Origin of the sequence: Knoellia remsis, assembly GCF_003002895.1 — a bacterium.
GTDB classification, from domain to species: domain Bacteria; phylum Actinomycetota; class Actinomycetes; order Actinomycetales; family Dermatophilaceae; genus Knoellia; species Knoellia remsis.
Genome location: NZ_PVTI01000029.1, coordinates 30,133 through 41,651, shown reverse-complemented (window position 1 = coordinate 41,651; position 11,519 = coordinate 30,133). Strand labels below are relative to the sequence as shown.

The window sequence follows — 11,519 nt, the reverse complement described above, 5'->3', positions numbered from 1 at the left end:
CGCGTTCCCGAAGGAGATCTGGCGCCAGATCTGGTCGAACAACCCCAACGAGCGCCTCAACCGAGAGATCCGCCGCCGCACCGACGTCGTCGGGATCTTCCCCAACCGCGAGTCCGTGATCCGGCTCGTCGGGGCCGTCCTCGCGGAGCAGCACGACGAATGGGCCGAACAACGCCGCTACCTCGGCCTCGAAGCCCTCAAGAACGCCCGCGCCGTGCTCATCGCCCGCGAGGGACAGGCCGGGAACGAGGAGGTGACCACCGAGCTGATCGCCGGCGCCATCAACGCCTAAACCACAACCCTCGACGGATCACCGTCGTACACCACCGATCCGGACTTGACCTACATGGAGCGCACGTCGATGGTCTTCCCCCGCCCGCCCCGCCGCTGACGCTCTCCACGCCGAGCGCCGGACACTGGGGTCGGACGTCATCACAGGTCCCGCGATGCTCTGATCTTGCGTCGTCCTTTGGACCACGAACTGGATTGCATCGGACAGAACGCTCTGATCTTGCGTCGTCCTTTGGACCACCCCTCGCTGTCAGTGGTCGGCCCGATGCTGCAGTCAGATCGGTGAGGGGAGAGCACATGCGCAGGGTTCGGGATCGGGAACTGGAGCGCGAGCGCAAGGTCGACCATGCCTGTGAACGGATGGGCGACGACGACATGATCGGTCAGGCCCTGCGTCGTGACCGGCTTCGACACCGTGAGAGCCAGCGGGCCTATGCGGAACGTCGCGGCTTCTCCGACAGCCAACTCGCCCGCTTGGAGTCTCGAGCAGGTGACATGGCGCTGGGAACCGTGCTCGCGGCACTCGCGGAGACGGCATACGGGCTCGCCATCGTTCCGCTGGGCCCACGCCCAACCCTTTCTCTCAACCCGATCAGTTGCGAGGGCAGAGAAATCGCGTCGGCAGTCCGCCAGACCGTCGATGGGCACGCCTCGATGCGTTCAGCTGCGGAACGGCTCGGGGTGCCTCGCACGACCTTGAGCCGCGCCACGGACGACCCCAAGCAGCTCAGCCTGAAGGCCGTGCGTTCTGTGTTGAGGCAATGCGGGTATGGCCTCGTCGTGGCCCATGCCGACACGGGCCTGGTCGTGCATGCCCGTGATTGGGACGGCGGTGAAGTTGCAGCGCGGGCGCGCGGTGGCGGACGGCGTCTCGCAGGTCACCGGCTACCGATGGCGACTCCCCTCGGCCCGTCGTGGTGGTGGGAACGGTGGTCCCATGTCATCGGAATGGAGCCCCCACTGTGGACGACCATCAATGCTGACCGTCCACCGAGTCATCAATACCGTCACGCCGCGCACTGGCTGGACCACCTCTAGACCAGCTGGCCTGCGCCGTCAGGTGGCCCAAAGGACGACGCAAGATCAGAGCACTCGTTCCAGGGCCCGCTTGACCCGTGGCCCAAAGGACGACGCAAGATCAGAGCACTCGACCGCGACGTCGTGGGCACCCCTCGCCCCCCGGGGTCAGCTCCGGCACCGACGACCGGACCGCACTCGTCTCACCCGAGCGTCGTGCTCAAGGCGTGGATCGTCACGCCGGCCAACGCCCCCACGATCGTGCCGTTGATGCGGATGAACTGCAGGTCCCGGCCGACGTGCAGCTCGATCCGCTGCGCCGCCTCGCGGCCGTCCCACTGCTCCACGGTCACCGAGATGACCTCGGCGAGCTCCGACCCATACGTGTTGACGAAGAACGCGACCGCCTCCCCGAGGTGCCCCTCGAGCCGCGACCGCCACTCGTCGTCCTCGACGAGGTGCCGGCCCAGGTGCTCGAGCAGCTCATCGCCGCGGGTGTGGAAGTACGAGTCCGGGTCGTCCATCGCCGTCTCGAGCGAGGCCTTGAACGAGTTCCACAGCCCGACCGCCGTCACCGGCACCTGCGGGTGCGCCAGCAGCCGCTCCTTGAGCGACTCCGCCCGCGCCATGACCTCCGGGTCGGTCTGCAGGTCGTCCGCCAGCCGCCGCAGCAGGTCGTCGAGCGCCACCCGCGCCGGGTGCCGGGGCGAGTCGCGAATGTCGCGCAGCCACGCCAGCACCTGCTGGTAGCTCCACCCGATGACCCGGTCGTCCACCCACGGAGGCGACCACCACGGCGCCCGCTCACCCAGCACCGCGGCATACGTCCCCGGGTTGTCGCTGAGCCAGTCGTGCAGCTGTTCCAGCGCGAGGTCGACCAACCCGTGGTGGGTGCGCTCGGCGACGACCCCCTCGAGCAGCGACCCCGCGATCGGGCTGATCGGCTCCTTCGCCAGCCGCGGCAGGAGGAACTGCGAGATGACCTCATGCACGTCCTCGTCGGACATCCGGCCGAGCCCGGCCCGCGTCACCCGCACGACCTCGCGCATCACCCGCGCCCGGTTCTCCGGCCCTCCGAGCCACACACCCAGCCGCTCGCCGACGTGCGCCGCCGCCAACCGTTCCCGTGCGATGTCCTCGGTGAGGAAGTTCTCCGTGACGAAGTCCTGGAGGTTGCGGCCGATCTCATTCTTGCGCTTCGGGATGATCGCCGTGTGCGGCACCGGGAGCCCGAGCGGGTGCCGGAAGAGGGCCGTCACCGCGAACCAGTCCGCGAGCGCGCCGACCATCGCCGCCTCCGCGCCGGCGTTGACGTAGCCGATCCAGCCCTCGTCGGCCCGGGAGAGGGTCACGGCATAGACGACCGCGGCGAGGATGAGCAGTCCGAGCGCGACCGCGCGCATGCGGCGCAGGCCGCGACGACGGGCGGCGTCGGCGGGCGAGGGGGCAAGCAGGCTCACGGGGACGATCCTGCTACATGGCCCACCTACCATGGTGGGGTGCAGTTCCTCAACGGCCTCCAGCCCCAGATCGACCTGACCTACGACGACGTGTTCATGGTCCCGAGCCGCTCCGACGTCACGAGCCGCCTCGACGTCGACCTCAGCTCCGACGACGGCTCCGGCACAACCATCCCCCTCGTCGTCGCCAACATGACCGCGATCGCCGGCCGCCGCATGGCCGAGACGACCGCCCGGCGCGGCGCCCTGACGATCATCCCGCAGGACATCCCCGTCGACGTCGTCGCCGACGTCATCGGCTGGACCAAGCAGCGCCACCTCGTCTTCGACACCCCGATCACGCTCGACCCGCACACGACCGTCGGCGAGGCGCAGGTTCTCCTCGGCAAGCGTGCCCACGGCGCCGCCGTCGTCACCGAGGACGACAAGCCGGTCGGGGTCGTCACCGAGAAGGACCTCACCGGCGTCGACCGGTTCGTCCAGGTCCACGACGTCATGAGCCGCGAGCTCGTCACGGTGCGCGACGACGTCGACGTCGTGGAGGCCTTCGACACCCTCGCCGGCAGCCGCCGCCGCATCGCGCCCGTCGTCGCCGAGGACGGCACCCTCGTCGGCGTCCTCACCCGCCGCGGGGCCCTGCGCGCGAACCTCTACTCCCCCGCCCTCGACGCCGAGGGCCGCCTGCGCATCGGCGCCGCTGTCGGCATCAACGGCGACGTCGCCGCCAAGGCCGCGCAGCTCCTCGAGGCCGGCGCCGACGTCCTCGTCATCGACACCGCCCACGGCCACCAGCGCAAGATGCTCGACGCCCTCAAGGTCGTCCGGGACCTCGATCCGCAGGTGCCGGTCGTCGCCGGCAACGTCGTCACCGCCGCCGGGACGCGCGACCTCATCGAGGCGGGCGCAGACATCGTCAAGGTCGGCGTCGGCCCGGGCGCCATGTGCACGACTCGCATGATGACCGCCGTCGGACGCCCACAGTTCTCGGCTGTGCTCGAATGCGCCACTGCCGCAAGGGAACTCGGCAAGCACGTCTGGGCCGACGGTGGTGTCCGTCACCCGCGCGACGTCGCCCTCGCCCTCGCCGCCGGAGCCTCCAACGTCATGATCGGCTCGTGGTTCGCGGGCACGCTCGAGTCCCCCGGCGACCTCTTCAGCGACGAGAACGGCCGTCAGTACAAGGAGTCCTTCGGCATGGCCAGCTCCCGCGCGGTACGCAACCGCACGGCGAGCGACACGGCATACGAACGCGCCCGCAAGGCGATGTTCGAGGAGGGCATCAGCTCGGCCCGGATGTTCGTCGACCCGGCCCGCCCGTCCGTCGAGGACGTCATCGACGAGATCATCCCCGGCCTGCGCAGCAGCTGCACGTACGCCGGTGCGAGCACGCTCGCCGAGTTCACCGACCGGGCCATCGTCGGCATCCAGAGCACCGCCGGATACGCCGAGGGCCGCCCGCTGCACCAGTCCTGGTGACCATGCCGCGGGGGATCCGGTATGCCGTCCTCGCGGCGGCCGTGGTCCTCCTCGCCGGGGTGGTCGGCTGGCTCACCGCCCCGGGAACCGAGGGGCTCGAGGGCGAGTGGGAGACGGCAGCGGTCGGGGGCGACGTCCTCGGCGGCCGGGCTCTCGTCGCGGGCGACGCGAACGTCGCCATCGACCTCGTCACGGGCACCCGCATCACGCTCGGGTCCGTGACGGGTGGCACGAAGGCCATCGGCGGCGGGCGACTGCTCATCCTGCGCACCTCCACCCTGGACGGTGCCGGGCTGGACGGCCGGTCGCGGTGGACCTGGCAGGGCCCACCGGCCCACACGCTGCGGCTCGTCGCCGGCAGCCCGTCGACCACGGTCGTCCAGGCCTGCGGTGGGACGCCGGTCTCGTGCCGGCTCATCGGCGTCGACGGCAACGGCAAGGAGTCATGGCAGACTCCGCAGCCCACGGCGACGGGGACCGGTGAACCCGTCGTCGGTGAGGACGGCAGCCTGCCGTCGGTCGGGGTCCTGCGGACGAAGGACGGCACGCTCGTCCTCGTCGACCCGAGTTCGTCGCGCATCACGCTGCGCACCGACACCGAGGCCGCCGTCGGACGGGACGGGGTGCTGGTGCTCGGCACGACGCAGGGCGGCCGGTGCCGACGGACGACGTTCGAGACGATCGACCGCAGCACCACCGTGACGACGCCGGGCAGCTGCGCCGAGGGCAACGGCGGACTCGCGGCCGGGACCGCGCCGGGCGTCACCGTCCGCTCCGCGCGCGTCCATTCCTGGTGGTGGCCGTTCGGGGACGGGAGGCCGACGCTCGAGGTGAGCGGCCGGCATACGGGCCGTGTCGTCGGCGACGACCCGCTGCGCGCGCTGCGCGTGGACGATGCGGGGACCACGGTGCGCAACGGGGACGTCATCCGGCGGTATGGCTACAAGTGACCCCCACAATCTGACCACGCCCGAGCCATCCGGATGAGTTCGCCAAAAACGCGCCCACCGGCCGCACCGTGCATGTCACGCTCGATGGATGGGGAGACATGCATCGCAGAGCCGGTTCGGGATGCTCACCGGGGTCATCGCGGTCCTGGCCATCGTCCTCGTCGCAGGAGGGTCCTGGGCCGTCGGTCGCATGCTGAGCTCGGACGGCTCGTCGGACACGACCGCGTCGAGCGAGCGGTCGCGGTCGGCGGCCTCGTCGACGAGCGCGGCCACGAGTGACGCGCCGAGTGAGACGGCCAGCCCGACGCCGACCGAGGACCCCGCCGCCGAGGCGCGCTCTGCCTGCGTCGCGCAGGTCAAGGCGTCTGACCGCATCGCCGCCGCCGCGAAGAACTCGGCGGCGCACTGGAAGACCCACACCGACGCCTACCTGCAGAAGGTCGCGGGCAAGGCGACGTTCGAACAGACCCAGAAGGTGTATGCCGCGTCGAAGGCGTTCGGGCTCGCCGACGAGAAGGAGTTCGCGGCGGCGACGAAGCAGTACCAGGCGACGGGCAAGGCCTGCGCCGACGCCGTGGCGGTCGCCCCCGACGACCCGACGATCACGGCCTGCTCGACCCGCCTCGCCGCGCTCGACAAGGTCCGCGTCACGGGCACGACCGTGCAGAGCGAGTGGTCGCTGCACATGCGGGCGATGGCCGGCAAGGCGCACGCCGACATGGGCGCATACCACCAGGCGTGGCTCAAGGCGGTCGGCGGCGCGCAGAAGAGCATCCCGGCCTACGCCGCGGCCGCCGCTGCGGTGGCGAAGGCACCTGCCTGCGCCTGACCGGCAACGTATGCCGGCGGTCCCGGATGCCGGTCGGCGCCGTATGCCGGTCGGCGCGGTTTGTCTCACCCTGTGCGGTATGCCGGTCGGTGCCATCTGCCGGTCAGCGCTGCGGCGGGGCTGAAGCGCGCGCAGTACGTTGGCGCCATGGCGTATGACGTGGCAGCGGTGCGGGCCCTCTTCCCCGCGCTCACGGAGGGTGCGGCGCACTTCGACGGGCCCGGCGGGTCCCAGACCCCGATGCCCGTCGGCGACGCCGTCCGCGACACCCTCCTCAGCGCGATCTCGAACCGCGGCACCGACACGGCGAGCGCCCGCCGCGCGGACGCGGTGGTCGTCGAGGCACGCGAGGCGATGGCCGACCTGCTCGGTGCCGACCCGCGCGGAATCGTCTTCGGGCGCAGCGCGACGGCCCTGACCTACGACCTGTCCCGGGCCCTCGCCCGGACGTGGCAGCCCGGTGACGAGGTCATCGTGACCCGCCTCGACCACGACTCGAACATCCGCCCATGGGTGCAGGCCGCCGAGGCCATCGGCGCCGTCGTGAAGTGGGCCGGGTTCGAGGGCGATACCGGCGAGCTGCACTCCCGCGAGGTCACCGACCTCATCACCGAGCGCACCCGCCTCGTCGCGACGAGTGCCGCGTCGAACCTCATCGGCACGAAGCCGCCGGTCTGCAAGATCGCCCGCGCCGTCCACGAGGTCGGGGCGCTGCACTGGGTGGACGGGGTCCATGCGACGGCGCATGCCTCGGTTGACCTCGACGCGCTCGGGGTGGACTTCTGGACGTGCTCCCCCTACAAGTTCCTCGGTCCGCACGTCGGCGTCGTCGCGGCTGCGCCGGCGCTGCTCGAGACGCTGACGATGGACAAGCTGCTGCCGTCGGGCGATGCGGTGCCGGAGCGGTTCGAGCTGGGGACGCTGCCCTACGAACTGCTCGCGGGGACGACGGCGGCGGTCGACGTGCTCGCCGGCCTCGACCCGGACGCGGCGAGCTCCGGGATGTCGCGGCGCGAGCGGGTCCTCGCCGGGTTCGCGGCCCTCGAGGAGCACGAGCATCGGCTGCTCACGCGCCTCGAGGCGGGCCTGCGGGAGCTGCCCGGTGTGCGGCTGCACTCGAACGCCCGCAAGCGCACCCCCACGCTGCTCTTCACCGTCGAGGGCCGCGCGTCGGCCGACGTCAGCCGCGCCCTCGCCGAGCGTGGGGTCAACGCGCCGGCGGGTCACTTCTACGCGCTCGAGGCGTCACGTCACCTCGGACTCGGCGACCTCGGCGGTGTCCGGGTCGGTCTCGCGCCCTACACCGACGACGGCGACATCGACCGCCTCCTCACCGCCCTCGCGGAGCTCCTCTGACCGGACCCGCGTCGTGGGCGAGACTGGGATGGGGCGGCCAGGCCCGACACGATCCGGCTCGCGAGCCGCCGCGTGCTTCGCAAGCCGGATCGATCCGGCTTGCGTATGACGGCTTGGCTCGCGAGCCGGATCGGGCAGACGCGTATCCCGTCCGCGCACCTCACCGACCTCGTCTCACCGGCGCCGTCGTGGGCGAGACTGGGGGCATGGTCCACATGCTCGAGCCACTGCAGGCCCTGGTCGACCCCGTCGAGGCGCTGCGTCGTATCGCGTTCCTGCTCGAGCGCTCGCGCGCCGGCACCTACCGGGTCGAGGCCTTCCGGAACGCCGTCAAGGCGCTCAAGCAGCTCGGCGACGACGAGATCGCGTCCCGGGCCGAGCAGGGCACGCTCCAGCAGATCCACGGCATCGGCAAGACGACCGCAGCGGTCGTCGAGGAGGCCGCGCGCGGCGAGCTGCCGGCATACCTCGCCTCGCTCCAGACGCAGAGCGGCGGTCCGCTCGCAGCGGGTGGTGAGGACCTGTATGCCGCGCTGCGCGGCGACTGCCACCTGCACTCGGACTGGAGCGACGGCGGTTCGCCCATCGACGAGATGGTGCTCACCGGCATCGAGCTCGGCCACGAGTGGATGGTGCTCACCGACCACAGCCCCCAGCTGCGCGTCGCGAACGGCCTCACCGCGGAGCGGTTGACCAAGCAGATCGCCATCGTCGACGCGATCAACCGTGGTGTGGGACAAGGGTTCAGGCTCTTCAAGGGGATCGAGGTCGACATCCTCGACGACGGCTCGCTCGACCAGACCGACGCGATGCTCGGCCGGCTCGACCTCGTCACCGCGTCGGTGCACAGCAAGCTGAAGATGAACCGGGCGCCGATGACCAAGCGCATGGTCGCGGCCGTCTCGAACCCGCGGGTCAACGTCCTCGGACACTGCACCGGGCGGCTCGTCACCGGGTCGCGCGGGACGCGGCCGCAGTCGGAGTTCGACGCGCGCGAGGTCTTCGAGGCGTGCCTGGAGGGCGACACGGCGGTCGAGATCAACTCCCGCCCCGAGCGCCAGGACCCGCCGGACGAGCTCATCGAGCTGGCCCTCGACATCGGCTGCCTCTTCGCGATCGACTCCGACGCGCACGCGCCGGGGCAGCTCGACATGAAGGCCTACGGGTGCGAACGCGCCGAGCGCCTCGGCATCCCCGTCGACCGGATCGTCACGACATGGGACGCCGACCGGCTGCACGCCTGGGCCAACCCGTCGTGAGCTGACAAGGGCAGTGGCTCGCTCTTGACGAGCCCGTCGCACCTATGTCTCAATGTATTGAGTCATTGAGACATAGGAGGGGTCATGGCAGGGATCGCACTCAACGGGTTGCTCATCGTCGCGCTACTGGTGGCAGTGCTCTCGACGCTCGCCCCGGCGATGATCGCGCTGCGGCGTACCGAGCTGGGCGAGGAGGCACGGGACGCTCGGCGTCGCTCCGTGCTCGCTTCGGCAGCCGCCGGCGCCGCAGGTGTCGGCGCGCTCGTCCTCTGGCTCTGGCTGGGCCCGGACAACCAGTCGCGCAGTCTGCCCGCGCTCCCGGCATTGGTCGGCATTGCCATGACTGTCGTGGCGATCGTCGCCGAGCGGACGTGGCCGCGTCCGTCCGGTCCCGTTCGATCGGCCGCCCTGCGTATGCCGGACAGGCGCCCTGGCGGGTCCGCTCGACTTGCTGTCACGGGCGCTGCGGTGAGTCTCGTCGTGCTTGCCATCGCGTCCTTCACGGCGGACACGATCGGCAGCGGGCTCGAGCTCACGTGGGAGACCGGAGCAACCGGCCACAGCCCCTATCCCGGCCCGTTCTACGCATGGCCAATCCTCGTCGGCGGGCTCGTGCTCGCCGGGCTCACGTGGTGGGGGCTTCGCGAGGTCGAGGCCCGGCCCGCGCTCGGGCCGGCCCTCGAGGACGTCGACCTGGCGGTGCGCACCAGCTCGCGGACGCGGGTGCTCCGAGGCGCCACGTTCGCCTCGCTCGTCACCGGCGGCGCCCTTCTGTTCACGTTCAGCGGCTCCTGGACCATGGTGATCCGATCGGCGAAGGAGGACGGACCGGCGATGTTCGACGGGCTCGGCTGGACGGTTCTCTACTGGTGTGTGGTCGCGGGGATCATCGTCGGTTTCGCTCTCGTGCTCACCGGTATCCGAGCCTTGGTCACTCCGGGACCGCCTATGCCCGCGAGCGCTGAGGCGCCCTCGCCGGACAAGGCTGGGGTGGCGTCATGAATGATGTGCCCGCTCTCGGCGCCTCAGTGGCCGCAAGCGACCCGGGCACGTTGAGCTGCTCGGGTACACATGAGGGGATCCGTCGGTGAGCGAACCTGTCATCACCGTTGACGTCTCGGCGCCGGAACCGCCCTACGAGCAGGTTCGCACCCAGCTGGCCGGACTCATCTCCCATGGCCAGCTCGCCACGGGGGACCGCCTGCCGACGGTGCGTGCGCTCGCGGCCGACCTCGGCCTGGCCGTGAACACCATTGCCCGGGCCTACAAGGAGCTCGAGGCAGAGGGTTTGGTCGTGACCCGCCGCCGAGCGGGGACCGTCGTGGCCGGTGGGGCGATGGCCGCCGACCGGGCCGTGCACCGCAGCGCGACGGCCTTTGCAGCGAGCGCGGCCGCCGCCGGGCTCACCGACTCCGCTGCGATCGACCTCGTCCGCGCCGCCCTCCGCCAGGCCCGCGCCTGACGGCGGCATCAATGTCATGCCGAACCCGGCAGATGTGCCCGGTCCGGCATGACCTTGACACGCCCCCACCCCGACCATGCCGCCCTCGTTTTGGTCGGGCCCGGGGTCGTCCCCTATGCTTTCCGAGTCCTCGACGGATCCGAGCGCTGCGCGCTGCGCGACGTGGAGGGTCCGGTCAGGCAACAGCAGGTCCGGTCCCCATCGTCTAGCGGCCTAGGACCCCGCCCTTTCACGGCGGTAGCACGGGTTCGAATCCCGTTGGGGATACGCAAGTCAGGTCTTGCACCAGCAAGGCCCCGTAGCGCAGTTGGTTAGCGCGCCGCCCTGTCACGGCGGAGGTCGCGGGTTCGAGTCCCGTCGGGGTCGCACACGAGAGGCCCACACCATCACGGTGTGGGCCTCTCGCCGTTCCTGCGTCGGTATGCCGTCCGCGCGCCGCGCACGACCGGGGTCATCCCCTCAGCGGCTCACCTCGATGGCGATCTTCCCCAGACTTCCCGCGCACGTGCCCGCCCTGGCTCAGCTCGAACGCCTCCGCGACCTTCTCGAGCGGGAACACCTCGGCGACGGGCACGGTGAGCTGCCCGGCGTCGGCGAGATCGGCGAGGGCCTGGAGCTGCGCGGCGTCGGGCCGGGCCCACGACGAGATGCCCCCAGCCTCGGCCACGGACGGGTCGATGATCGACCCGTGCCGGCCGCCCTCGGCGAGCATCGCCTGCGTCACGTCGAGCACTCCCCCGACGAAGTCCACGACGACGTCGACCCCCTCCGGCGCCAGCTCACGCACCCGCTCAACGAGACCGTCGCCGTACTCGACCGGCTCGACCCCGAGCTCGCGCAGGAAGTCGTGGTTGCCGCTCGACGCGGTCCCGATGACCCGGGCGCCGAGGGCGCGGGCGATCTGGACCGCCAGCACGCCGACGCCACCCGCGGCCGCGTGGACGAGGACCGTGTCGCCCTCGCCGACGCCGAGCCGGGTCAGCAGCTGGTATGCCGTGAGGCCGGCGAGCGGGAGGCCGGCGGCCTCGTTCCAGTCGAGGGCCTTCGGCTTGCGGGCGACGGTGCGCACGGGCGCGGCGACGAGCTCGGCGAAGGTGCCGTGCTGGACCCAGTCCTTACGGGCGTAGGCGATGACCTCGTCGCCGACCTCGAACTCCGGGGTGTCGGGCCCGACGGCCTCGACGACGCCGGCGACGTCCCAGCCGGGGACCACGGGGAAGTCCGCCTGCATGAGCGGGTCGAGGTAGCCCGCCATGATCTTCCAGTCGACGGGGTTGACCGAGGCGCTGCGCACCCGGATCAGAACCTCGGCGGGGCCGACCTTCGGGTCGGGCACCTCGCTCGAGGTGAGGACATCGGTGGTGCCGTACTCGCTGTAGGTGATGGCTCGCATGGGTGAGCCAACACCCCACTGGCGCA

General features: G+C 71.2%; 11 protein-coding genes and 2 tRNA genes. 11 read left to right on the top strand and 2 right to left on the bottom strand.

Going from position 1 to position 11,519, the window contains the following annotated elements; genetic code table 11:
* Nucleotides 1-292: transposase (locus BCF74_RS14785; protein ID WP_177426675.1), on the top strand; the 292-nt coding region annotated here is incomplete at its 5' end.
* A 296-nt stretch (nt 293-588) separates the two neighbouring features.
* Complete coding sequence (locus tag BCF74_RS17145) at nt 589-1,329, top strand: helix-turn-helix domain-containing protein (RefSeq protein ID WP_146132992.1); 741 nt, start codon at nt 589-591, stop codon at nt 1,327-1,329.
* Between the two features lie 182 nt (nt 1,330-1,511).
* Here the strand turns inward: BCF74_RS17145 and BCF74_RS14780 are convergent, their stop codons facing one another.
* On the bottom strand, nt 1,512-2,768 hold the full coding sequence (locus tag BCF74_RS14780) for a DUF445 domain-containing protein (RefSeq protein ID WP_245889388.1): 1,257 nt from the start codon (nt 2,766-2,768) through the stop codon (nt 1,512-1,514).
* A gap of 39 nt (nt 2,769-2,807) precedes the next feature.
* On the opposite strand from BCF74_RS14780, the gene BCF74_RS14775 reads away from it, so the two are divergent.
* The 9 genes from BCF74_RS14775 (at nt 2,808) to BCF74_RS14735 (ending at nt 10,466) form a co-directional block, all read left to right on the top strand.
* Complete coding sequence (locus tag BCF74_RS14775; protein WP_106298720.1) at nt 2,808-4,244, top strand: GuaB1 family IMP dehydrogenase-related protein; 1,437 nt, start codon at nt 2,808-2,810, stop codon at nt 4,242-4,244.
* Nucleotides 4,241-5,194 (top strand): hypothetical protein, encoded by a 954-nt coding sequence (locus BCF74_RS14770; RefSeq protein WP_146132991.1) that lies wholly within the window; start codon nt 4,241-4,243, stop codon nt 5,192-5,194. The genes BCF74_RS14775 and BCF74_RS14770 overlap by 4 nt, the downstream gene beginning before the upstream one ends.
* 88 nt (nt 5,195-5,282) lie before the next feature.
* Nucleotides 5,283-6,023: a hypothetical protein gene (locus tag BCF74_RS14765; RefSeq protein ID WP_146132990.1), complete on the top strand. Its 741-nt coding sequence runs from the start codon at nt 5,283-5,285 to the stop codon at nt 6,021-6,023.
* Between the two features lie 147 nt (nt 6,024-6,170).
* Complete coding sequence (locus tag BCF74_RS14760) at nt 6,171-7,379, top strand: cysteine desulfurase-like protein (protein WP_106298717.1); 1,209 nt, start codon at nt 6,171-6,173, stop codon at nt 7,377-7,379.
* 206 nt (nt 7,380-7,585) lie between these two features.
* A complete protein-coding gene (locus BCF74_RS14755; RefSeq protein ID WP_106298716.1) occupies nt 7,586-8,638 on the top strand; it encodes a PHP domain-containing protein in 1,053 nt (350 codons plus the stop codon).
* Between the two features lie 84 nt (nt 8,639-8,722).
* Nucleotides 8,723-9,640, top strand: coding sequence for a hypothetical protein (locus BCF74_RS14750; RefSeq protein ID WP_106298715.1), 918 nt, complete (start codon nt 8,723-8,725; stop codon nt 9,638-9,640).
* 85 nt (nt 9,641-9,725) lie between these two features.
* Nucleotides 9,726-10,100 (top strand): GntR family transcriptional regulator, encoded by a 375-nt coding sequence (locus BCF74_RS14745; RefSeq protein ID WP_106298714.1) that lies wholly within the window; start codon nt 9,726-9,728, stop codon nt 10,098-10,100.
* 194 nt (nt 10,101-10,294) lie between these two features.
* Nucleotides 10,295-10,367 (top strand) — tRNA-Glu (locus BCF74_RS14740).
* 25 nt (nt 10,368-10,392) lie between these two features.
* Nucleotides 10,393-10,466, top strand: a tRNA-Asp gene (locus BCF74_RS14735).
* Nucleotides 10,467-10,551: 85 nt separating this feature from the next.
* On the opposite strand, the gene BCF74_RS14730 is transcribed toward BCF74_RS14735, so the two are convergent.
* Nucleotides 10,552-11,493, bottom strand: coding sequence for an NADP-dependent oxidoreductase (locus BCF74_RS14730; RefSeq protein WP_106298713.1), 942 nt, complete (start codon nt 11,491-11,493; stop codon nt 10,552-10,554).
* Nucleotides 11,494-11,519: the final 26 nt, after the last annotated feature.